Origin of the sequence: Aliiglaciecola lipolytica (genome assembly GCF_018860635.1) — a bacterium.
Taxonomy (GTDB): Bacteria; Pseudomonadota; Gammaproteobacteria; order Enterobacterales; family Alteromonadaceae; genus Aliiglaciecola; species Aliiglaciecola lipolytica_A.
The window spans coordinates 264,056-287,644 of record NZ_JAHKPT010000035.1 but is presented as its reverse complement, the minus strand read 5'-3'; the positions used below and the strand labels follow the sequence as shown (position 1 = coordinate 287,644).

General features: G+C 41.3%; 19 protein-coding genes. 3 read left to right on the top strand and 16 right to left on the bottom strand.

Annotated features, from left to right (window positions below; translation table 11 throughout):
- Positions 1-17 precede the first annotated feature (17 nt).
- The 10 genes from KO530_RS19185 to pssA form a co-directional block, all read right to left on the bottom strand.
- Positions 18-1,169: a protein-glutamate methylesterase/protein-glutamine glutaminase gene (locus tag KO530_RS19185; RefSeq protein ID WP_216050072.1), complete on the bottom strand. Its 1,152-nt coding sequence runs from the start codon at positions 1,167-1,169 to the stop codon at positions 18-20.
- A gap of 32 nt (positions 1,170-1,201) precedes the next feature.
- A complete protein-coding gene (locus KO530_RS19180) occupies positions 1,202-3,406 on the bottom strand; it encodes a chemotaxis protein CheA (RefSeq protein WP_216050071.1) in 2,205 nt (734 codons plus the stop codon).
- Positions 3,407-3,419: 13 nt separating this feature from the next.
- On the bottom strand, positions 3,420-4,187 hold the full coding sequence (locus KO530_RS19175) for a protein phosphatase CheZ (RefSeq protein ID WP_216050070.1): 768 nt from the start codon (positions 4,185-4,187) through the stop codon (positions 3,420-3,422).
- 34 nt (positions 4,188-4,221) lie between these two features.
- Positions 4,222-4,605, bottom strand: a complete 384-nt coding sequence (cheY, locus tag KO530_RS19170; protein ID WP_216050069.1) for a chemotaxis response regulator CheY — start codon at positions 4,603-4,605, stop codon at positions 4,222-4,224.
- A gap of 38 nt (positions 4,606-4,643) precedes the next feature.
- Entirely contained in the window at positions 4,644-5,375 is a 732-nt protein-coding gene (locus tag KO530_RS19165) for an RNA polymerase sigma factor FliA (RefSeq protein ID WP_216050068.1), read from the bottom strand.
- Positions 5,372-6,238, bottom strand: a complete 867-nt coding sequence (locus KO530_RS19160) for a MinD/ParA family protein (protein WP_216050067.1) — start codon at positions 6,236-6,238, stop codon at positions 5,372-5,374. Before KO530_RS19160 ends, KO530_RS19165 begins: the two co-directional genes overlap by 4 nt.
- Positions 6,235-7,611: a flagellar biosynthesis protein FlhF gene (flhF, locus tag KO530_RS19155; RefSeq protein ID WP_216050066.1), complete on the bottom strand. Its 1,377-nt coding sequence runs from the start codon at positions 7,609-7,611 to the stop codon at positions 6,235-6,237. Before flhF ends, KO530_RS19160 begins: the two co-directional genes overlap by 4 nt.
- Positions 7,612-7,665: 54 nt before the next feature.
- Entirely contained in the window at positions 7,666-9,762 is a 2,097-nt protein-coding gene (gene flhA, locus KO530_RS19150) for a flagellar biosynthesis protein FlhA (protein ID WP_216050421.1), read from the bottom strand.
- A 282-nt stretch (positions 9,763-10,044) separates the two neighbouring features.
- Entirely contained in the window at positions 10,045-10,638 is a 594-nt protein-coding gene (locus KO530_RS19145) for a PEP-CTERM sorting domain-containing protein (RefSeq protein WP_216050065.1), read from the bottom strand.
- Between the two features lie 204 nt (positions 10,639-10,842).
- Positions 10,843-11,637 carry a CDP-diacylglycerol--serine O-phosphatidyltransferase gene (gene pssA, locus KO530_RS19140; protein ID WP_216050064.1) on the bottom strand — a complete coding sequence of 265 codons (795 nt, stop codon included), beginning with the start codon at positions 11,635-11,637 and terminating at the stop codon, positions 10,843-10,845.
- Positions 11,638-12,094: 457 nt separating this feature from the next.
- On the opposite strand from pssA, the gene xdp1 reads away from it, so the two are divergent.
- Complete coding sequence (xdp1, locus tag KO530_RS19135) at positions 12,095-12,895, top strand: exosortase-dependent surface protein XDP1 (RefSeq protein ID WP_216050063.1); 801 nt, start codon at positions 12,095-12,097, stop codon at positions 12,893-12,895.
- Between the two features lie 201 nt (positions 12,896-13,096).
- On the top strand, positions 13,097-15,862 hold the full coding sequence (gene prsT / locus KO530_RS19130) for an XrtA/PEP-CTERM system TPR-repeat protein PrsT (RefSeq protein WP_216050062.1): 2,766 nt from the start codon (positions 13,097-13,099) through the stop codon (positions 15,860-15,862).
- 111 nt (positions 15,863-15,973) lie between these two features.
- Here prsT and clpB read toward each other — a convergent pair whose 3' ends face one another.
- The 3 genes from clpB to rluD all read right to left on the bottom strand — a co-directional run bounded on the left by clpB (position 15,974) and on the right by rluD (position 20,472).
- Positions 15,974-18,544: an ATP-dependent chaperone ClpB gene (clpB, locus tag KO530_RS19125; RefSeq protein WP_216050061.1), complete on the bottom strand. Its 2,571-nt coding sequence runs from the start codon at positions 18,542-18,544 to the stop codon at positions 15,974-15,976.
- Between the two features lie 196 nt (positions 18,545-18,740).
- A complete protein-coding gene (gene pgeF / locus KO530_RS19120; protein WP_216050060.1) occupies positions 18,741-19,496 on the bottom strand; it encodes a peptidoglycan editing factor PgeF in 756 nt (251 codons plus the stop codon).
- Entirely contained in the window at positions 19,489-20,472 is a 984-nt protein-coding gene (gene rluD, locus KO530_RS19115; RefSeq protein ID WP_216050059.1) for a 23S rRNA pseudouridine(1911/1915/1917) synthase RluD, read from the bottom strand. Before rluD ends, pgeF begins: the two co-directional genes overlap by 8 nt.
- A 232-nt stretch (positions 20,473-20,704) precedes the next feature.
- Between rluD and KO530_RS19110 the strand changes: the two genes are divergently transcribed.
- Positions 20,705-21,472: an outer membrane protein assembly factor BamD gene (locus tag KO530_RS19110; RefSeq protein WP_216050058.1), complete on the top strand. Its 768-nt coding sequence runs from the start codon at positions 20,705-20,707 to the stop codon at positions 21,470-21,472.
- A gap of 96 nt (positions 21,473-21,568) precedes the next feature.
- On the opposite strand, the gene KO530_RS19105 is transcribed toward KO530_RS19110, so the two are convergent.
- From KO530_RS19105 to KO530_RS19095, 3 genes are read right to left on the bottom strand one after another with little or no spacing between them, the layout of a single operon-like run.
- A complete protein-coding gene (locus tag KO530_RS19105) occupies positions 21,569-22,240 on the bottom strand; it encodes a ChrR family anti-sigma-E factor (protein WP_216050057.1) in 672 nt (223 codons plus the stop codon).
- Positions 22,233-22,847 carry a sigma-70 family RNA polymerase sigma factor gene (locus KO530_RS19100; RefSeq protein WP_216050056.1) on the bottom strand — a complete coding sequence of 205 codons (615 nt, stop codon included), beginning with the start codon at positions 22,845-22,847 and terminating at the stop codon, positions 22,233-22,235. The genes KO530_RS19105 and KO530_RS19100 overlap by 8 nt, the downstream gene beginning before the upstream one ends.
- Positions 22,848-22,903: 56 nt before the next feature.
- Positions 22,904-23,485 carry an LON peptidase substrate-binding domain-containing protein gene (locus KO530_RS19095; protein WP_216050055.1) on the bottom strand — a complete coding sequence of 194 codons (582 nt, stop codon included), beginning with the start codon at positions 23,483-23,485 and terminating at the stop codon, positions 22,904-22,906.
- Between the last annotated feature and the right edge of the window lie 104 nt (positions 23,486-23,589).

The following is a 23,589-nucleotide window of genomic DNA, read 5'->3' as shown; positions in this document are numbered from 1 at the left end:
TCGATATCCAATAGTGTTCATTTTATTTGCATTTCCAACACTATACTCTTGGCAATATCAAATATTGGTATGTTTCGTTCTGAGATGTTGGCTTTCGTCACGGCTTGTGGCATGCCATAAACCACGCAAGTTTGCTCGTCTTGTGCCCAAATTTTAGCGCCTTTTTGTTTTAATGCTGCGCAGCCTTCTTTCCCATCAGAGCCCATTCCCGTTAATATTATGCCCAACACATTGCCAGCGTAAACCTGACTTATCGACTGAAACGTTAAATCAACGCTAGGTTTAAACAGATGATGAGCCTGGTCGTGAGTTTCTACGATATTAACGGTGGCATTGCGACTTGAACCTTCAATTAACATTTGCTTCCCGCCGGGAGCTAAATACGCACAACCTTTGACTAAACGTTCTCCATGAATCGCTTCTTTGACGGTAATTTTACAATTGTGATTTAATCTATCAGCAAAGGCTTTAGTGAAACTACCGGGCATATGTTGTACAAGAATAATCGGATGTGGAAATGTTTCAGGCAGTTCAGTAAGTATCTTCTGTAAAGCCACTGGTCCCCCAGTAGAAGTACCAATTGCTAATAGTTCGTAACGTTTACCTGATGAACGGCGAATAGTTGAAAATGACTCTTTAACATCAGTTTGCGATGCCGCCGGTGCAACGGCAACACTTGAACTTCGCATAAATATTTGGGTTTTTGCCGTGGTTCCGGGAGAATTAAACGCTGTTTTCGAGGCTGTTGAATAACGTCTTGCCACAAGTCCACGCTTTGCAGCAAGAGTCCGTACCCTATTTTGCAACAATTCAACAGACTCTTTGCTATTTCTGGCAATGTCTTCAAACTTTTTAGGTAAAAAGTCCAAGGCTCCAGCATCTAACGCGTCTAAGGTTGCTTTCGCGCCATCAGATGTCAACGACGAAAACATTAGAATCGGTAAAGGCTGAATTTGCATGATACGCTTGACCGCGGTAATGCCATCCATTACTGGCATTTCAACGTCCATAGTGACAACGTCGGGTTTTAGCTCAGTCACCATTTTAATGGCTTCTTCACCGTTTCGAGCAATACCAATGACTTCCAACAGACGATCTTGATTTAGGATATCTTTTACGCGTCGGCAAAAAAAACTTGAGTCGTCAACTACTAATACCCTGTATGCCATCGCGAAAAAGCGTCCTCTTATGAATTTGGTTATTATTTCTTTTTAGCGTATCGCTTTAATAAGCTTGGAATATCAAGAATTAAGGCAATCCCGCCATCACTTGTAATTGTAGCGCCAGCCATGCCAGGGGTACCTTGTAGAAGCGCATCTAGGGGCTTAATAACCACTTCTTCTTGCCCTATTAAGCCATCAACAACAAAGCCGACTTGCTGGGTGCCTATTTGCACGACGACCACATGTCCTTGATTTTTATCCACCGTTCCAGGTTCTTTTCGCAACCAGTCTCGAAGATAAAAAAGCGGAATGGCTTTAGAACGAACAATCATAGTCAATTGACTATCAACCGTATTGGTTTTGCTCAAGTCCATATTAATAATTTCGTTTACCGCACCTAAAGGTAGTGCAAACGTTTGCTCTCCAACAATAATCATTAATGTCGGCAGGATAGCTAACGTCAGTGGTACTTTGATTTCTAAGCGTGTGCCTTTACCCAATTCGGAATTGATATTAACCGTGCCATTAAGCTGGTTAATCTTGGTTTTCACCACATCCATGCCAACACCACGTCCAGAAATATCAGATATCTCTGTTTTAGTGGAAAATCCTGGAGCAAAAATGAGATTGAATGCTTCTTCATCCGACATTCGAGCCGCCGCGTCAGCGTCTAACACACCTCGACTTATGGCAATATCTTTTAACTTATCGGGATCCATGCCTTTACCATCATCTTCAATGGTAAGCAGTATGTGATCCCCTTCCTGAGACGCAGCGAGCTTTACAGTGCCTAGTGACGGTTTACCTGCAGCCAAGCGTTCATCTGGCATTTCGATTCCATGATCGACTGAGTTTCGAACCAAATGAACCAAGGGATCTGCCAAAGCTTCGACTAAATTCTTATCTAAATCTGTTTCTTCACCCTCAAGGACCAAAGAAATTTCTTTTTTGAGACTACGTGCCAGATCTCGCACTACTCTGGGAAAGCGACCAAAGACTTTCTTAATAGGTTGCATGCGCGTTTTCATCACCGCGCCTTGCAAGTCACCTGTCACAACATCAAGATTCGCAATCGCTTTGGTCATGCTTTCATCATTGATATTGACACCTAAACTTAACAGTCTGTTCCTAACCAATACCAGTTCACCAACCATATTCATGATCTGATCTAGGCGCTTGGTATCGACTCTTACTGTTGTTTCACCCTGGGCACTGGCAACTGGTTTTTTGTCATCTTTTTTGACGACAGCCTTGGCAGCTGCTGGCGAATTTGCTGGTTTTACAGCCACTTCTGCTTTGGCTGCTGGAGGTGGTGGCTGTATTGATGACGGTTTTGGCGCTGGTGTAGGTGAAGGCGCTGCTGTTGGCGTCGGCGTCGGCGTCGGCGCTGGTGTAGGTGTTGGCGCTGAAGCTTGCGCTTTTACAGCAGGTCCTTTCCCTTCACCATGCAATTGATCTAACAATGCTTCAAACTCATCATCTGTAATATCTTCAGAATCAGAGGTCTCTTCTGGTGCGGCACTCACTGGTTCTGGCGTCGGCTCTGGAGCTGGCTGGACTGCTTCAAATTTATCGTTTGAGAAGCCACCTTCACCGTGAAGTTGATCAAGTAAGGCTTCAAATTCATCGTCAGTAATATCTTCATCACTGGCACCAGTGATTAAGTCGGCGGGGGGAGTAACTTCTGCAGGCATTGACTTAGCTGTACCATGCAGTTCATCCAATAGAGCTTCAAATTCGTCTTCAGTGATGTCTTCCATGTCGTCGTTCGACTCTGCACTAGAGTCGGTCTCGACTATCTCTTGAGGCGCTTCAAAGGCCGCTGGGGGTTCTACACTTGACTCATCTTTTGATTCTGGTTTACTCAATCGATGTAACGTTTCTAAGAGTTCAGGGGCGGCAGCTTCAAGTGGCACGCGTTTTTTGACATCTTCGAACATCTGCACAACCACATCTGTGGCTTGTAAAATAACATCCATTAACTCTGGCGTCAGAGTGCGTTGTCCATTACGCATGGTATCGAAGACATTCTCAGCACCATGGCAAATATCGACTAATTCTGTAAGTGATAAGAATCCAGCGCCACCTTTAACTGTGTGGTAACCGCGGAATATCGCATTCAGCAAATCAGAATCTTCTGGATTGTTTTCAAGATCAACAAGCTGCTCTTGCAGTTGCTCTAATAATTCACCTGCCTCAACTAGAAAGTCTTGTAGAATATCCTCGTCAACTTCAAAAGACATGAATAAGTTCCTCTTAAAACCCTAAGCTAGATAATAAATCATCTACATCGTCCTGATTGGACACCACATCATCGCGTATTTCAGCATCAATGATTGGACCTTCAGCTTTCACTGTATCGGACTCAGCTTTAGATTTATGAGCATTTTCATCTGCTTTTGAAATTAACGAACTTGTTTCAGAAGCACCAAAAACAGTCAACATATGCACTAAACTGTCTTCAACTTCTTTCACCAATTCGATAACTCTGCGAATAACTTGGCCAGTGATATCTTGATACCCCTGTGCCATCAATATATCTGTTAAGAATGCAGTTAATTGTTCGGTGTCTTTAGATGACTGTTCTAATAATCCATCTAAGTCCGAGCAAAGAGATTTAAATTCGCCAAGTTGTAACTGCCTAGTCATCAACTTTTTCCACTCGGGGAGCAAATTATTAATACCTGTATGCAGCTTTTCAGCAATAGGCATACTTGCTTCCACGGCATCCATCGTTGTGTTAGCCGCTTTTTCGGTCGTTTCTATAACATAGTTCAGGCGACTTTGCGCATCAGGTATTTCTTCATTGGCTAAATTCGAAATGCGATCATCAAGTTGAAAACTATTCAGAGAGTCATGGAGCTGGCGGGTTAATTTGCCCACCTCTGCAAATAATTCAACAGAATTGGTTAAAGAGGCTTCTTCGAGCAATTCGCTAGCAGCTTGGTTATCTCCGCTTTCCAGCAATTCAACTAATTTTTTAGCGTCATCAAGAGACATTGGAGCTTTATTAGAGCCGGTCATTTAGACACTCCTAATTTTCAACACAGGTTAAATCTTAACCCAGTCTCTCAAAAATCTTGTCTAGCTTCTCTTTAAGCGTAGCCGCCGTAAAAGGCTTAACAACATAACCGTTCACTCCAGCCTGAGCTGCCGCCACAATTTGTTCTTTTTTCGCTTCAGCCGTTACCATTAAAACTGGTAAATGCTTTAAACTATCATCTGCACGAATGGCTCTAAGCAAGTCAATTCCTTGCATGCCTGGCATATTCCAGTCTGTTACTACAAAATCAAAATCACCTTGTTGCAACATAGGTAACGCAGTGCTGCCATCATCGGCTTCTTGAACGCTTGTGTAACCTAAGTCTTTAAGTAAATTTTTGATGATGCGTCTCATCGTTGAAAAGTCATCAACAACGAGGATTTTCATATTTTTATCCAAAACTGCCTCCAATGAGGATTAAATCAAATGGTGTTTTATTATTCTTCGTTAACTCGCCAAGATTGCATTTTGCTTTTCAATTTTAACATTGCTTGGCTGTGAATTTGGCTGACTCTGGACTCGCTAACTTCGAGTACCTCGCCAATTTCTCTGAGATTCAACTCCTCATCATAATACAATGACAGTACGATTGCTTCTCGTTCCGGCAAAGTAGTAATAGCATGTGCTAATGCTTTTTGAAATGAACCTTGTAGTAAATCCTGAAAAGGCGTGTCACTACCTTTATTTTGCTCAGTGGTAATCACATCTTCGGTAATACCTAAATCTTCAATACCGATAATTTTTCCAGCGTTGACTTCATTCAACATCTGATGGTATTCGGGTAGGCTTACTTCTAACTTTTCCGCGATATCTATATCTCTAGCATCTCTGCCCGTTTCACGTTCTACTTGATTAATTGCTTGGGTAATTGCTCTGCCATTTTTATGCACAGATCTGGGTGTCCAGTCGCCTTTGCGGATTTCATCAAGCATGGCTCCGCGGATACGGATACCTGCAAAAGTTTCGAAACTTGCGCCTTTTGAGCCATCGAAGTTTTTTGCGGCCTCGAGCAATCCAATCATTCCAGATTGAATTAGATCATCCACTAATACACTGGCAGGTAATCTGGCTAATAAATGATGGGCAATTCGCTTAACCAAGGAAGCATGTCTTTCTACAAGTTGAGCCAAATCGGCTTGTTGTTGATAAGCTGCTGCCTTTCTAATCACCTTTGTCCACCTACCACTTTTTCGGCGACAAGTTGTTCTAAGAAAAACTCTAAGTGTCCACCAGGTTGGTTGGGAATTGGCCAATGCATTGCTTTTTCTGCAAGGCCTTTAATAGCGATAGAAGCTGGCGATCCTGGAAATGCATCTACAATTGCTTTTTGTTTTCGAACTGACTTACGAATATTCTCATCGTAAGGAACCGTTGCTACTAGTTCTAAAGCAACATCTAAGAAACGGTTAGTCACTTTAGATAACTTTGCAAATAACTCTTGTCCTTCGCGCATGTTACGTACCATGTTGGCAACGATCTTAAAGCGAAACACGCCGTGTTCTCTGTTCAGTAGTTTGATCAACGCGTATGCATCAGTTAAAGAGGTGGGTTCATCACAAACAACCATCATTATATCTTGTGATGCTCTGGAAAAACTGAGCACCATATCTGATATGCCCGCGGCCGTGTCTACAATAAGCACATCTATATTGGTACGCAACTCACTAAACGCGCGAATTAGTCCTGCATGTTCAGTGGGGCTGAGTTCGGTCATTGATTGTGTTCCGGAGGTTGCCGGTGCAATCAATACCCCATGAGGGCCCACAACTAAAACTTCATCCAGCGTACATTCACCAGATAAAACATGGGATAAGTTTTTTTCTACTCGCAAGCCTAACATGACGTCGACGTTTGCCAACCCTAAGTCGGCATCTAACACCATGACGCGCTTGCCCATTTTAGCCATCGAGATAGCCGTGTTTAAGGTAATGTTCGTTTTACCGACCCCACCTTTACCACCGGTTACCGCAATCACTTTGATTAATCGAGATTGATTCATTCGTCTTAAGCTACTCGCTTGGTCGTCAATCATATTGCTAATGCCGATTTGTTTAGTTCTGGCTTAGCAGTATGAATCAAACCATATTTTTTATAAAGCTTAGCCGCTGCAGAGATTAAAAACTTTGCGTCTGCAACTTTAATATCTTCAGGGACTCGTTGTCCATCCGTCAAATAACTAACGGCTAACTCATGTTCAATTGCCACACTTAACGCTTCTCCGAGACTATAACTCTCATCGAGCTTGGTTAAAATACATCCCTGCAAATCAATATTGCTAAATGCACTCAAAGTATGCTGCAGCACTTTGTATTGTGCATTGGCTTGAATCACAACATACTTCTTGATATTAGCACATGAATGCTGATTTAAGGTATCTAACTGCTTGATTAGTCGAGAATCTCTTTGACCAAAACCTGCAGTATCTATTAAAACCAATCGCTTGTTACGCAGTTGGAAGAGTATATCTGACAATTCTTCCGCATTTTGCGCTTTTTTTACGTTACAGCCAATAATTTTTCCATAAGTCGCCAATTGTTCAAACGCCGCTATACGATAGGAATCAATTGTTACCATCGCGATTTGGTCAGCGCCATACTTTTGCGCTGCTCTGGCCGCCAATTTGGCTATGGTTGTGGTTTTTCCTGTCCCTGTGGGACCAACTAATGCAACAACACCTTTGTCGGCCAGAATAGCATTGCCAGTGGTTTGGATACGATTAGACAATAGTTTAAGTAAAAATAACCAAGCCTGCCTTTCATCTGCGTTTTCGGGAGTATAAGAGACTATGTCATCGGCAATGTGACTACTAATGCCCATTTCAATCAGTCTTGAGGTTAAATACCCGTGCATAGGATGAGCACTTTGACGTTGTTGTTTTAGCAAACCAGAAACTTGAAATTGAAGTACATTGCGCAGCGAATTTAACTCATTTTTTATTTCACTAATGGCAGAATTCGAAACGTCTTCAGCCTGTGCCGTTTTTACCTCATGACTATTAGCTTCATTTTGTGACGTTGGCACGGCTGCTGCGGCTTGTTTTTCGAGTAACTCACGCAGGCTATCTGGCCCCGAGTCGCCAATAATTTCACTCAGACTCGGCACTTTTTGTTGTGCTGCTCGCAGGCTTTGTGGTTGATTAAAGTTTGCTGTAGTAGCTTGTCGCCCAGGATGCGCAGTTGCAGTTGCAGTTGCAGTTGCAGTTGGCTGTTTATTAATACCAGAATGCTTAATTCGTTGATTAGGTTCCGTAACAGCTTCAGGTTTTGCTTGATCGTACGCAGCAACAATTTCGATTCCTTCCGAAGTCTTCTTGTTGGACATAATGACCGCATCACCGCCAAGTTCTTTTTTTACTTGGTTAAGCGCATCGCGCATGTCTTTTCCGATAAAACGTCTAATTTTCACATTGCCCCCCAAAGAAGCATCTGGTCTAGTTTATATAAATTAGTCTGCGCCATTTTATTGACCCACAGCACTTACAATTCGAATTTGTTTGTCACTTGGAATTTCTTGATAAGATAAAACGTGCAAGCCCATCACTGAATGTTTGAAGAATTTTGATAACACAGGTCTGAGCATGCCTGATGTTAATAATACGGCTGGCTCACCTTCTAATTCTCTTTGTTGCGAAGCTTCAGACAACGAGTTTTGTAATTTTTCAGCTAAGCCAGGTTCAATACCAGCGCCGTCTTCTCCACCAGCTTGTAAAGATTGATGGAGCATTTGTTCCAAGTCAGGTGCTAGGGTAATAACCGGCAACTCTTGTTCGTTGTTATTAATCTCCTGCACGATTAAACGTTTTAACGATATTCTAACGGCAGATACCAACACATCAGGATCTTGAGTTTTAGGACCATATTCACATAACGTTTGCACAATACTGCGCATATCTCGAATAGGAACGCCTTCATATAGCAAGGTTTGCAATACTTTTACCACTGTACTTAACGGCAAGACTTCCGGTACCAAACCTTCAACCAACTTAGGACTGTTTTTAGCTAACATATCGAGGAGTTGTTGAACCTCTTCATGTCCAAGTAGCTGATACGCATTATTAGTTAGTAACTGGCTAAGGTGTGTAGCAACCACTGTTGCCGCATCTACTACTGTGTACCCTAAAGTTTGTGCGTGTTCACGTTGTTGAGGGCGGATCCAAACGGCTTCTAAACCAAAGGCTGGGTCTCGTGTTGCCTTGCCCTCTAGTTTTCCGAAAACCTGCCCTGGATTAATCGCTAATTCATCGTCATGACTAATCTCGGCATCCCCAACCGTAACTCCTAGCATAGAAATGGTATAGCTATTGGGGTTTAAATCTAAGTTGTCACGGATATGCACAGGTGGAATTAAAAATCCCAACTCTTGAGACAATTTTTTACGAACGCCTTTAATCCGGGTGAGAAGCTCACCACCTTGAGTTTTATCAACTAAAGGAATTAAGCGATAACCCACTTCTAAACCTATGGTGTCGACATGCTGCACATCATCCCAACCAAGCTCTTTAATCTCTTGCGGCTGGCTTTGTTCCGGCGTATTTTCCAATACTTGCGGTTCAGCAGCCTGCTTCTTGGCGTTCCAGAAATTGTAGTAAGCAACTGCCGCTACAAATGCACTAAAACCAAGAAATGCTATGTGTGGCATACCTGGCACTATACCCATCACGAATAAAATCGCGGAGGTAACATAAAGCGCTTTTTGGTTACCTAGTTGGCGTCTCATTTCCTGACCCATTTCTTGAGAGTCATTTTCGCGGGTAACAATAATCGCCGTAGCCACGGAAAGTAATAACGAAGGTATTTGCGCAACTAAACCATCACCAATGGTTAAAATAGTATATATTTCAATGGCTTCGCCAAAGGCTAAGTCATGTTGAATAATACCAATGAATAAACCACCAACAATGTTGATAAGCATAATGAACAAACCAGCAACGGCGTCACCTTTAACAAATTTAGAAGCACCGTCCATTGAGCCGTAAAAATCGGCTTCACTGGTAATTTCCGAACGTCTTTTTCTGGCTTCATCTTGATCAATATAACCGGCGTTCAAATCGGCATCTATCGCCATCTGTTTACCGGGCATCGCGTCCAAGGTAAAACGAGCACTTACTTCTGAAATACGTCCTGCACCAGCAGTTACCACTTTAAAATTGATAATCAGTAGGATAGCAAACACCACTATACCCACAGCGTAATTACCACCAATAACCACTTCACCAAATGCCTGTATTACTTTACCAGCAGAATCTCCACCTTCATGCCCTTCCAACAAGACAATTCGCGTGGAAGCAACATTTAAGGCAAGGCGTAATACAGTGGCAACTAACAGTACTAAAGGAAAAATACCAAAATCAACAGGCTTATTAGTAAACACAGATACCAAAATCACCATAAGTGATAAGGCGATATTGAAGCTAAAAAGAATATCCAGCAGAAATGCCGGCATCGGCAGAATAACCATGCCCATTATGGCTAGCACTACGATTGGAGCGCCGATCCCATTCATAAAGCTCTTGACCTGATTTTTATCTACCCGATTAAGGTAACCTGCAAGTTCCATAAACAATTTTTTGACGGTTGTGAATATAATCATAGGTTTTGCAACAAACGCGCCAAAAATATCGACTGATAATTGACGTTTTCCCAACTTAGAATAATCAACTAAGCCAATAGGACACGGTTGCTAAGGAAATTGGGTGGGGGGTAATTGAAATAGCACGTAATAAGCGTTTTAGTTGAGCTAGATGTGAGTGTTAGATAGCCGCGTTTCGTAGTGAGTTTGGAACAACAAACATAAAAAAACCCGGCAAAACTGCCAGGTTTTTTGAAAAATTAGTTTAGCTTACTTAGCAGCAATTTTTCTGCGCACTAATAAACCTAGGCCAGCTAACATAAGCACTAAAGCCGAAGGCTCTGGAACATAGGTTACGTCGCCAAGTGTTGCAATACCAAGGGCGTCAAGATAAGGCCCGTCAATATTGCCACTTGCATCGTACAAATATTCATCAACATAAACGAAACCATCGAAATTGCCAACATCTAACGTTAATACGTAGTCTGGCATAGCACCAAATAAAGCGAATGTTTCAAATAAAAATTCTAACCCAGCATTTGGATCAAATGGATTAATACCCGCTAAAATTGGAAGGCCAAAATCCGCTGACTCACCATCAGCCATGGTTAAAGCTAAGTCACCGATAGACAAATCAAGGTCTACAGTGCTTAAGAAACCTACTGCATCCGCGTCTTCAGTATTGTAAGTAACAGAACCTATAACCTGAGGACCTAAATCAATATTGAATGGATTAAAATCAGAAAACTGAACATCTGCATAGATATCTTGTTGAATAATTGCGCCAGCGTTAGCTGAAAGAGACATTCCCAGTGTAGTGGCAATAAGACCTGTTGCGAGCAAAACTTTTTTCAAATACTTCATACTAGTGAACCTTATTATTGTTTTAAACGATTTCGTTCATTTTTATTGTTATATTTCGGTCACAAACTAAACAGTGCGACCTCAGCAATTAAGTAAAGCAATTACTGAACCAACTTATTTTTATTATATGATTCAGTAATTTATTATTGCGTAACAAAATAAGCCTATTGAGATCGTTAAATTTTTTGACACTTAGTTGCTCGATTATTTATCGTCTTCAGTCGATTTTTTGGGTGTATCGTCGAAATCACAATCAGACTCTTCACGATCCCCAACTACATCTTCAAGGCGCACTTTATCAACACTTCGAAACGTATTTATAGGTCCTGCTAACGCATAGAGGGCAAACACTATAAACAACACTAAAGAAGGCGCCGTGGCAACAATGATGAAAATTAACATCACAATTAAAAGTCCAACAAAAGGTACCTTGCCGTGCCAGTCAACTTCTTTAAACGAGTTATATTTGAAGTTACTTACCATTAATAATCCAGCTAAGCCCGTTAACACAGCAACTACTAGACCGAAATCTTTGCCATCGACGTCGTATTCAACGCCAACCCAGACCATTCCGGCAACTAATGCAGCCGCAGCGGGACTTGCTAAGCCTTGGAAAAAACGTTTATCCGCCACACCTAATTGGGTGTTAAACCTTGCCAGTCTTAATGCAGCACCCGCCACATAAATAAAGGCAGCCAACCAGCCAACTTTACCTAAATCGGTTAAACCCCAATTATAAGCAACAAGAGCCGGCGCCATTCCGAAAGACACCATATCGGCCATAGAATCGTATTCAGCACCAAATTCGCTTTGGGTATTTGTCATGCGCGCAACTCGACCATCTAGGCCGTCAAAAATCATGGCCACAAAAATCGCCACTGCCGCGGCTTCAAATCGACCGTTCATCGATGCGACTACAGCATAAAAACCCGAAAACAGACCAGCCGTTGTCAGCAAGTTCGGTAACAAATAAATACCTTTACGTTTAGAATCCGACATTATTCCCCCTTCAAAATGAGCGCACAAGATAGCATAATCCTGAATTAGCTCAAAATCATACACACCCTTGCACGGACTAATTTTAACGCTTCTTTGCGCAAATATACTGTTTCTTTTTGAAAAATGTTTCCTATTTGAGCATTTCCTTTATAAGTAAACGCTTATATCTCAAAATACCTATGCTACGAAAGTCATACATAACTCCCTTTAATCTCGCGGTATACTGGCTTTAAGAAAGATTAGAACGATAAAATCTTACCATGTCGCCATCTGGAAACAGGTAAATTTTTTACTGTCCATTATTTTTACAGGGAGACAAATTGACCTGGGGAAATATTACCGAAAAAGCACTTAAGCTGTTGTTTACAATACACTTACAATAGTTGGTTTGTTTTTTGCTTAACTCATTCCAGTGAAGGTCTCGGCCTTTAGGTTGGAAGATGTAGGAATATTAGTTATGGTTAATAAAGTTTTAGCGGGATTTTTCGCATTAGCGGTCACAGGTTTTGCTTCAGCAAGCACGACCACGTATGAAACTCAGAATTGGAATTTCAGTTCTGGTGGAAGTTGGGGTTCTAATTCACTCAGCTATACTTCTGGCACTATTGGTATGACGGTAAGTGCTTGGTCATCAAGCGGCAACGACGACTGTCTCTCTGGTCCAGAATGTAATTCTAGCAATGTCTCTTATGACAGAGACCCGTACATTGAGAGCGCCCAGTTAAAACGTTACAGTTCAGGTCTAGGTGCAGTGAATAACGATGAAGGTGACTCTTCTCCGCATCACGCGATAGATAACAAAGGCAGTAACGACGGATGGCGTGACTATGACATGGTGTTATTTGAATTTGATACTGCTGTAGAGTTAACCAGCGTTCAAGCCGGTTGGTATAGTAATGATTCAGATGTCAGTATCGTTGGTTACACTGGTACGAAAGATCTCGGTACTACTCCATTTTCTTCGGATACCAAGTGGAGTGATTTGTTATCTGAAGGTTGGGGATATCAAACCGACAAGTTCAACATTGGCACAAACACGGCAACCATTGCCCCAGGTTTTGAATCAAAATATTGGTTAGTGGGTGTGTATAACTCTGTTTTTTCTGGCAATGCGGAAGACAGTTACTATGATGCGATTAAACTGAAAAACATCACAACCCGCAAAGGTGAAGGTCAAACACAAGTCCCTGAACCAGCAACATTTGCGTTATTTTTAGCGGGTGTGGCAGCAATATTCAGACGTAAAATGTCAGTCTAGACAAATATATTGTGACAAAAAGACGGTTCGCCGTCTTTTTTTATGTCTAAAATCTGACATTATCAACGCAGCAGTGCGCAGTAATTTATCCGCTAACAGTATAAAGTATGTGCGCTTTGCGGTATCTTGTAATGCAAAATGATAGCAATTCATAGTTACATAATTATAGAGAGATCATACGTGGTGAAACTGGCCAGAAAAATGTCCTTAGCTGCTTTTCTTTTAGTAAGTAGCCAGGTTATCGCACAAACCAGCAGTGAATTTTACGAAAAAGCTCTGGCTTCATTTGAAGATAAAGATTTTGAAACTGCTTATATCCATTTGAAAAACAGCTTACAACAAAACGAAGATAGCCTACCCGCTAAAATACTCATGGGTAAAGTACTGTTAATCAGTGGTTATATGTATGAATCAGAGGAAGTACTCGAAGAAGCATTAGCCATGGGAGCAGATCCCAGTTTAATAGTAGATACCCTCGGTAAGGTTTGGCTTTATACCAAGCAAAACGAAAAAATCATTGATAGTCAATTCAATAACCTCACTCCTAAGAGCCGAAACGATTGGCAAATTATTGTCGCCACCGCCCACTTAAACCTTAAAAATATCGACGCTGCACGCAAAGGTTATGAATTAGCATTAAAGAATGATCCAGCCAATATACGCACACTCAATGCGCTTGCGTCACTTGAAATACGAGATGAGCAGTTTGACAAAGCTCTGTCTTACATAGAATTATCACTTGCGCTAGAACCCACCAACGCTCAAACATTGCGTATCAAAGGAGATTTGTATCTTTTCCAAAAAGATATGCCAGAAGCCATAACTTACTATAAACAGAGTTACGCACTTGACGTTGATGATCCTATTATAAAACGTTCGTTAGTAAGTGCTTATCTGCAAAACCAAGATATAGATTCAGCCAAGCAGTTATTGGACGAAATTTTGCAGCAGACCCCCGGCGATCCGACTGGAATGTTATTGAAAGCTTGGTTATTAGCGAAAAATCAATTAAGTGACGATGCTGCAAAAGAATTAGAAAAATTAAGCTCTCAACTAGCAGGACTTAGTGAAGAAAGTTTGCAAGATGATCCATCTTTGTTTTACGTCAGTGCTTTATCCGCTTTTGCCTTACAGAACTATTTGCAAGCCAAAACATTTTTCATTCAATATCTTAATTTCGTGCCAGATAACATCGAAGCTATCGCACTGCTGGCGCAAACTCATTTAAAACTGAATGATCCTAAACTTGCTTTAGAAGTTATGCAGCGTCATGAAAGTAAACTCATGGAGAAGCTAGATAATGCTCTGTTACTTGCCGAATTATATTTAGCTAACGATAAAGCATTTAAAGCGGTGGAAATATCTGGGAAATTAAAACGCCAGTATCCAGAAAATCCAAATGTTGAATTATTGGAAATTAAAACCCTAAAGTCGAGAGGCAAACTCGAAGATGCTTTAACCAGATTAGACCAATCCGAATATGCGCAAACAAATCTTCGTTTTGTTATTCTGCGCAGTGAATTATTAATGGATATGGGTAGGCTAAACGAAGCGGATGAAATTGCCGATAAACTGCTACAAGCGGTTCCTGAAAATATCGACTTTTTGAATTTAAAAGCTGGCATTCAAATTCGCCTAGGTAACCCAGCAGTAGCTGAACAATATTTAGACCAAGCACTTGCCATTAACCCTGAACATTTCTCTGCACAATTTAACAAAGCCAACCTATTAAGCTCCCGTGGTGAACATCAGACAGCACTGCAGATTGTCGAAAAGCTCAACACTATTCAACCCGACAATGTGCGGATTTTAACCCTGTTAGCTCGCTGCCAATTTAATGCAAACATGAGCGATGAGGCAGAGAAGAATTTAGAGCGGGTATTACAGAAAGACATTAATAATTTAACCGCTCTAGAATTGCTGGCCACTATTTATACTCAACAAGGTGAGCTTGAAAAAGCAATTAGGCAATTAAACGTCGCAATTAAAACTGAACCTGATATGGCCGTTTATCAAATGCGTCGAGTGGAGTTATATATTGCGTTGAAGCAAATTGACCGAGCGGCGCGAGAAATTAAAAAGATTCATTATTTGGTTAAAGATGATGCTGTAGGTTTGGTTGAGTTAAGTAAACTTCAGTTTAAAGCGGGGCTTTTTGATGATGCGAAACAGAGCATAGCTGACGCTTCCGCAATACATCCTGATAATTTGTTTCTTGCCACTGAGTACATTCGCCTACATTTAGCCAGCAACGACTTGAATAAAGCTAATGATATGGTCAGTAAATGGTTACAGACCCATCCTAATGATTCAAGATTGTTGATCTTGGCTGGAGATGTGAATGTGGCTAGCGACAACTTGGATGCGGCATTTGAACACTATTTACTTGCCCTAGAGGTCAATAATTTAAACCGCACTGCAATGTTTAAATTATACCAGTTAGCTTCCAGAGGCATTAACAGTGACAAGTTTGAGCATTTTACTACTGAGTTTTTACAACAAAATCCCGAAGCACATTTCCATCGTAGTATGTTTGCGGACTTTTTGCTTAATCAGAATCGTTTTGAAGAAGCTTCGAAGCATTATGAGAAATTAGTAAAAATTCAAGATTTACCGAACAAAGCTTATATGTTCAATAACTTAGCTAACATTTATGTTAATAAAGATTTGACTAAAGCGAACCAATATATCGAAGAAGCACTAGCCCTTGGAGCAGAAAATGCGGCAATTTATGATACCCAAGGATGGATCAAAACATTACAAGGCAAACATGAAGAAGGACTAACGATATTGCGTAAATCTTTTGCAATGAATTCTAATTCGCCTTCTAATCAATATCACTTAGCCTTCACTTTGCAAAAGCTAGGAAGAACGGGTGAAGCTAAAGCTTCTTTGCAAAGAGCCCTATCTTCTGATCAGGATTTCATCGAAAAGAAGCAAGCTAAAGCGTTGTTAGAAAAACTCTAAAATCATCGTTTGAAGTAAATAAAAAACGCCGACTACAAATAGTAATCGGCGTTTTAATAAACGGCCTTACAATGGGTATAGCAACAACAATGCTGTACCCAAATTCTCGGTTTAACTAATCTTCAATGAATCACCATCCATATCGATTCGAATAGTACTTTCAGCCTGAATCTCTCCTGCTAGCAACCGTTGTGCTAGCGGATTTTCAATCTCCATCTGAATTGCTCGTTTAAGCGGTCTTGCTCCGTATACAGGATCAAAACCAGCCTCAGCGATTTTTTCCAGAGCTGCTGGCGACAAATCAAGTTCAAAGCCTTTTTCAAGTAGACGCTGACGTAAAGACTGTAACTGTATCTTAGCGATAGCTTTGATTTGTTCCAAACCAAGTGGATGAAACACCACTACATCATCAATACGGTTTATGAATTCAGGTCTAAATTGTTGCTCAACGATCTGCATTACCATATTTTTCATTTCGGAATACTGACTCTCTTGATGTTTGTCTTGAATTACATCAGAACCAATATTCGAGGTCATGATTATGACCGTATTTTTAAAATCAACAGTTCGACCTTGACCATCGGTTAGACGACCATCATCCAGTACTTGCAATAAAATGTTGAACACATCTGGATGCGCTTTTTCAACTTCATCCAACAATATGACTGAGTAAGGTTTTCTTCTTACCGCTTCGGTCAAGTATCCACCTTCTTCATAACCGACATACCCTGGAGGCGCACCCACTAAACGGGAAACCGAGTGTTTTTCCATAAATTCTGACATATCGATACGCACCATTGCTTGCTCAGTATCAAACATAAAGTTAGCAAGGGCTTTACATAGCTCTGTTTTACCTACACCGGTAGGGCCTAAGAACAAAAATGAACCAATAGGTCGACTGGGATCAGACAATCCGGCGCGAGAACGTCGTATAGCGTTACTCACTGCGTTCACCGCTTCTGTTTGACCAATCACTCGACTTTGCAAGGCTTCTTCCATGCGCAACAGCTTGTCTTTTTCCCCTTCAAGCATTTTGTTGACGGGAATGCCTGTCCAGCGCGATAACACATCCGCGATTTCGTTTTCAGTCACTTTATTTTTTAACAACTGAGTTTCTGTTTGCTCCGCTTCTGACGCTTGTTCTAATTTCAATTCAAGTTCAGGTATGCGTCCGTATTGTAACTCTGACATGCGATTAAGATCAGAAGCCCGACGCGCTATTTCCATATCTAATTTAGCTTGCTCAAGTTCAGATTTAATGTGCTGTGTACCTTGCATCGCACTTTTTTCAGCATTCCAAATGGCTTCAAACTCAGAAAATTTGTTTTCTAATTGTTCACGCTCCAATTCAATTAGTTCTAGGCGTTTATGACTGGCATCATCTTTTTCTTTAGATAGCGCCTGCTCTTCTAGCTTTAATTGAATTATTCTACGTTCTAAACGATCCATGTCCTCTGGTTTAGAATCCATCTGCATACGGATACTGGAGGCAGCTTCATCAATCAAATCAATCGCTTTATCTGGTAACTGTCGATCCGAAATATAGCGATGCGATAACGACGCTGCTGCGACAATTGCCGGATCAGTAATATCAACAGAATGGTGCAATTCATAACGTTCTTTGAGCCCACGTAAGATCGCAATGGTGTCCTCAACACTAGGTTGATCGACAATGACTTTTTGGAAACGTCGCTCTAAAGCAGCGTCTTTTTCAATGTATTGACGATACTCATCTAATGTCGTTGCGCCAACGCAGTGTAATTCCCCTCGCGCCAAAGCAGGTTTGAGCATATTACCAGCGTCCATCGCGCCTTCGCCTTTACCCGCGCCGACCATAGTGTGCAACTCGTCGATGAATAAGATCACCCGACCTTCTTCTTTAGACAGTTCATTTAGCACTGCTTTTAAGCGCTCTTCAAATTCACCTCTAAATTTTGCTCCTGCGATAAGTGCGCCCATATCCAGAGATAGCACACGCTTATTTTTCAATCCTTCAGGCACTTCAGAATTAATAATCCGCTGTGCTAAACCTTCTACGATAGCGGTTTTACCCACGCCAGGCTCACCGATTAATACAGGGTTGTTTTTGGTACGTCGTTGTAAAACTTGGATAGTACGGCGTATCTCGTCATCTCTACCTATCACTGGATCCAGTTTGCCCTGCTCTGCTCGTTCAGTAAGATCTGTAGTGTATTTTTCCAACGCTTGACGTACATCTTCGGCATTCGGATCGGTCACTTTTTGACCGCCCCGCATGGTTTCAATGCCTTTCTCGATTTGTGATTGGGTAATGCCTAGCTGACGAAGAATATCGCCTAGTTTGCCTTTATCTTCTAATGCAGCTAACACAAACACTTCAGAACTAATGTATTCGTCTTTACGTTTCTGGGCGATTTTATCGCTCAGGTTCAACAGTACAATGGAGTCTTTGCTCAATTGCACATCGCCGCCAATCCCTTCTACTCTGGGCAATCTATCAATTGCCTCTGCTAGGGATGAGCGTAAACCATTAACGTTAGCTCCTACGCTATCAAACAACGAGCGAATTGAACCACCTTGCTGATTAAGCAAAGCTGTCATTAAATGGACAGGGTCGATATATTGGTGGTCTCGGCCCAATGCAATCGATTGTGCGTCAGAGATTGCCATCTGAAATTTACTGGTAAATCTATCTAATCGCATAAAATTTCCTCAAAATTGATTTACCAACTTAATGGGTACTTTTAGTAACCAATTCAAGGTAAGGAATGATTAATGATTGATCTAGATCAGTAAATTGTCGATATACGCGAGAGAATTGCGATTTTAATTTGGAATAAGACCTAAAGTTGGATTTAGGAAAAAAAAGCTACTGAATTTATAGCAACTCAAATTACAATTACTGTAAATAAATACCGCATACAAATCGACCTGTCTGAGCTTGGCCGTGATGTTGGGCATACCGATGAGAGTAGAAGTCGCCATGATGAACATAAGTACATATACCACTTTCTACAAAACTACCCACACCTATTGAATGACACTTTTCACGGGCTATTTGGGCTAAACTACACAAGTATTTTCCCTTTTCCGTATCTTTAACAAATGCTTCAGGATACTGAGCAAATACTTTCCTCAAATCCTCAGATACTTGGAAATGTCGTTGCGAAATATGCGGGCCGACCCAAACCGTCAAAGCACCAGGCTCACAATTCATCGCAGCAATTGTGTTTTCAATAATACCATTGGCTAAACCGCGCCAGCCAGCGTGAATGGCCGCCACACAAGTGCCGGCAGTATTCGCCACAAGAATTGGCATACAATCAGCAGTCATCACAGCGCATACACTTTTTCTTTCAGTGGTAAAACTGGCGTCGGCTTTGGCAACTTCTAGAGGTAAAAAATAATCTTTTGTAATACGAATACATCGAATTCCGTGTACTTGCGTTAACCAAGCCACCGAGTCTGCACATGGCAATGCATCTCGATTAAACTGCACATCAGCTGGATTATCGCCAACATGCATTGCCAAATTATTACTCTCGTATGGGGGCTGGCTAACTCCCATTTTACGTGTGGTATAAAAAGCCTTAACACCTTCAGGCAAAGTCCAATGAGGCGTCCGAATTGGGCTTGATAACACAGCTTCAGTCATCGGCAAATCCATGTTCCTTGGTATCTTCTTTGAGAACAGATAGTAGTTCCACCATGTCATCTGGTAAAGGGGCCTGCCAACTCATCCACTCACCTGTAGTAGGATGAGATAGTTCCAATTGAATAGCGTGCAATGCTTGGCGTTTAAATCCTCTTAACATGTTAATCATATCTTCAGAACAGGCTTTAGGTAAACGTGGTCTGCCGCCATATAACACATCTCCAACTAACGGATATCGCAAATGGGACATATGGACGCGAATTTGGTGGGTACGGCCGGTTTCTAATTTTAGTCTTAGGTGCGTATGGGCGCGATATTTCTGTTTAATACGATAATGAGTGACCGCTGGTTTACCGGTTTCACGGACAGCCATACTGGTACGTTTAGTCGGATGTCGCCCAATCGGAGCATCAACAATACCACCAGCGACCATAGTGCCATAGACCACAGCTTCATATTCTCGACTAATTTCGCGAGCTTGAAGTTGTTCAACCAAATGAGTCTGGGCAGGAACTGTTTTAGCAACGACCATAAGGCCTGTTGTATCTTTGTCGAGGCGATGAACAATACCAGCTCTTGGTACACTAGCGACCTCAGGCGCGTGGCTAAGCAGAGCGTTTAAAATGGTGCCGTCCGCATTTCCTGCTCCAGGATGAACAACAAGATCCGTTGGTTTGTTAATCACTAATATATGTTCGTCTTCATACACTATATTTAATTCGATATCTTGCGCCACATGATTTTCTTGCACCTGCAACGTGGCGTCTATGGATACTTGCTCACCACCAAATACTTTTTCTCTTGGTTTATCGCACACAGTCCCATTTAGACTGACACTTCCGGCTAAAATCCATTCTTTTAAGCGAGATCGTGAATAATCAGGGAACAATTCGGCTAAAGCTTGATCTAACCGTTTACCAATTAATGTTTCTGGTACATCTGTAGAGAGTTTTATCGCTTGAGGATCGCTGGGCATGTAAAATTGTGTCCTTAAAGATCTATAAAAATATAATTTCCCGCAACTGGCGATATAATTCACATTATGCGGGTACAAATGCAAACGCCAGATATCACGATTAGGTGATTTATAACAAAACGTGCATCCCATGGATCCCTAGGGTAGAATGCCTCGGATCGATGGATTACTGAAAACAAAGTTTAGCGGATTTTTTAACGCCTGCTAAATCCCTGTATAGAATAAGAGTAACATGACATTTAAAAATTCATTCTACAAACTAATCATTCTGCTTTCTGTTGCCACTATGTATGGCTGTTCTTCTTCACCTGATGATGAAGATATTTTAATTGGGAACAGAAGCGAAAGTGCGCTGTATGATCAAGCAAAAGAAAGTATGTCGCAAGGTAATTTCAACGTTGCGACGGAAATATTAAGTACACTTGATTCTCGTTTCCCTTTTGGACCACATTCACACCAAGTGCAATTAGATCTGATTTACTCTTATTATAAAGTAGGTAAAACAGATGAAGCTATTGCCACTATTGATAGATTTGTGCGACTCAATCCTAATCACTCAGATGTGGATTATGCACTATATATGCGTGGTTTAACTAATTTAGATGCTGATAAAAACCTTTTCCAAGAACTGGTTGGCATTGATCGCTCAGATCGAGACCCGAGCCGTTCACGAGAAGCATTTTCTGATTTTCGCCGTTTAATTAATAAATTTCCCGATAGTAAATACGCTGCTGATGCTAAAAAGCGCATGGTGTTTATTAAAAATCGTTTAGCCAAGTATGAAATCGCCGTTGCACGTTTTTATATGCGCAGAGAAGCTTATGTTGCTGCTGCAAATCGTGGCAGATACGTGCTTGAATACTTCCCTGATTCTAGTGAAATTCAAAATGCATTAGAGATAATGGTTGAATGTTATGACCAACTGGAACTTGAAGAATTAAAAAATAATGCGTTAAAAACCTTGAGACTGAATTATCCAGACAGTCGCTACGTTAGCTAATAGATAAATCTAACGTACTAATTAATTTAAATCATTAAAAAACGCGCTGACAATAATTGCCAGCGCGTTTTTTTATATGGATTGTTAGGATTATACCTAGAAAAACAAGTGACTAAAGGGATTAAGCAAACGTGCGATACCAGATGTGAAGTGCAAGGGCGCATCAACAATGGTAAACACCAAACAGCCTTCACTGGCTTCAGAATATGGCGCGTGAGTATTTTCGCTATTCATCAGAATAAAGTCACCCGTATCATAATGTGAAATACCGTCACTAAACTCACCATCAATCACCAAGGTCAGTTCTGTTCCTCTGTGAGTGTGTTCCGGCACCCGCCCCTGTTTTTGCATAAAAATAAAATTAGCTTTACCTATGGGACCTAAATCAACGGGAGCTTGCCAAAGGTTTCCCAATAGATGTGACCAATTACCGGTCTTTTCAACATAGCGTTTCAAAGCTCTGGGGACAGTAAATTTGCGACCATCTAATTCTATCTGATGGGATTGAGAGATATTGCTCGGCCCCTCAGCAGCGGGTAAACAGGTAATTTCAGCTAACATAGATGCAAAATCAGTGGGTTGTTCAGCCATTCTGTCAATAGGTTGCTCAACAAGTATTTTCGCAGATGCACTTTCTAACTGAGAAATTTGCCTTTTACATTGTGGGCACATGTCAGCATGGGCGGAAATCACCAGCGACAACGCTGGAGCACTTAAGCCTTGAGCAAAATCGCTCAACTGCTGCTGAGTTGGGTGGAAATTAATCATCGTCTTTAATCAACTCTTTCAATCGTTGTAACGCCAACCTTGTACGAGACTTCACAGTCCCCAAAGGAATATCTAGCTGTGAAGCAACCTCTTGTTGAGATTTGCCCTCAATATAAATGGCTTCAATAACCACTTTCTGCTTTTCTGGAAGAGATTCGAACATGGTATTTATTTGTTGCATGGTCATTTGCTGTTCCAGCGAAACCTCGTTGACATCCGCTGTATGCTCGCACAACACTGGCCACAAGTCGTCTGAACAGATGTCTTCCTTGCGGTTTTGTTGTTTGCGCAACATGTCAAATCGTAGATTTCTAGCTATAGTAAAAATCCATGTCGAAGGGGAACCTTTTTCAGCATTGAATAAATGCGCTTTTTGCCAAACATTAGACATAGTGTCTTGCACTAACTCCATCGCCAGCGCTTCGTTTCCTGTTTGTTTCAAGCAATAAGATCTAAGCCTAGGTGCGAAGTAATTAAATACTTCAGCGAACGAACGCTTACAGCGCATTTCAGCCACTGTAACCAAGTGCTCAGACATTTCTTTAGCACATTCTTTAGGTGTGGGTATATTTGCATTTTTCGACTGCAATGGAATTCCGACCAGCATGCGTACTTTCCTGAAATCAAATTATTTCAATTTATACGCATTCAAATAGATAAGGATCACTTTACCAGTTGTGATAAAAATTCCAAGGCTGCTAGACAATCTTTCTGCTGTAAAAAGGTTTGTTTCTGATCTGCATCGACAGGGAGAAGTTCTAACCAGCGATAAACCACCCAAACCGGATCGTCGAATTTGGGGTTAGGGTAAAGCGCTTGAACTTCTGGGTATTTATCGAAAATTTCTTTTAATTTTAAATCTACATCGATATTTCGAGTTTCAACTGCCGAAGATGTCCAGTTTTCTTGCCAGCGGCACTGTCCGATTCTGAGATCGTCCTTTGCCGTCTCAACTGATTCTATACATACACAAGAATGGCCCTTGACAGTGATACCCAGCAAGCCATCTTCCAATAAATCAAAGTCTTCAACTGTGACATAAGTCCCAATTGGATACATATGTTGGTTTGATGTTTTGTCACCCATTGAATTGAGCATACTAATAACGAAGCCAGATTGTTCAGCACAAGCCTCTTTTACCATTCGAATATATCTGGGTTCAAAAATACGTAATGACATTACGCCACCTGGCAATATATGTGCAGACAATGGAAACAATGGAGAAGTAAAGGTTTCAGAAGCCAATTTGCTGTTCCTAATTATTCATCACTAACATCTACGCTAGGCAAAGCAAATTAGATCCAAATAATCTGAAATTTCATCGTTCACCGAAGTTCACCACAAACTAG

Coding starts and splice junctions, on each gene's coding strand:
- KO530_RS19100 (WP_216050056.1), bottom strand. CDS start 22,847: ATGCTGGTCGGAATTCCATTGCAGTCGAAAAATGCAAATATACCCACA.
- KO530_RS19185 (WP_216050072.1), bottom strand. CDS start 1,169: ATGGCATACAGGGTATTAGTAGTTGACGACTCAAGTTTTTTTTGCCGA.
- rluD (WP_216050059.1), bottom strand. CDS start 20,472: ATGCCCAGCGATCCTCAAGCGATAAAACTCTCTACAGATGTACCAGAA.
- pssA (WP_216050064.1), bottom strand. CDS start 11,637: ATGTCGGATTCTAAACGTAAAGGTATTTATTTGTTACCGAACTTGCTG.
- KO530_RS19105 (WP_216050057.1), bottom strand. CDS start 22,240: ATGATTAATTTCCACCCAACTCAGCAGCAGTTGAGCGATTTTGCTCAA.
- KO530_RS19175 (WP_216050070.1), bottom strand. CDS start 4,187: ATGACCGGCTCTAATAAAGCTCCAATGTCTCTTGATGACGCTAAAAAA.
- KO530_RS19110 (WP_216050058.1), top strand. CDS start 20,705: ATGACATTTAAAAATTCATTCTACAAACTAATCATTCTGCTTTCTGTT.
- clpB (WP_216050061.1), bottom strand. CDS start 18,544: ATGCGATTAGATAGATTTACCAGTAAATTTCAGATGGCAATCTCTGAC.
- flhA (WP_216050421.1), bottom strand. CDS start 9,762: ATGGAACTTGCAGGTTACCTTAATCGGGTAGATAAAAATCAGGTCAAG.
- KO530_RS19180 (WP_216050071.1), bottom strand. CDS start 3,406: ATGTCTTTTGAAGTTGACGAGGATATTCTACAAGACTTTCTAGTTGAG.
- pgeF (WP_216050060.1), bottom strand. CDS start 19,496: ATGACTGAAGCTGTGTTATCAAGCCCAATTCGGACGCCTCATTGGACT.
- KO530_RS19160 (WP_216050067.1), bottom strand. CDS start 6,238: ATGATTGACGACCAAGCGAGTAGCTTAAGACGAATGAATCAATCTCGA.
- prsT (WP_216050062.1), top strand. CDS start 13,097: ATGTCCTTAGCTGCTTTTCTTTTAGTAAGTAGCCAGGTTATCGCACAA.
- xdp1 (WP_216050063.1), top strand. CDS start 12,095: ATGGTTAATAAAGTTTTAGCGGGATTTTTCGCATTAGCGGTCACAGGT.
- KO530_RS19145 (WP_216050065.1), bottom strand. CDS start 10,638: ATGAAGTATTTGAAAAAAGTTTTGCTCGCAACAGGTCTTATTGCCACT.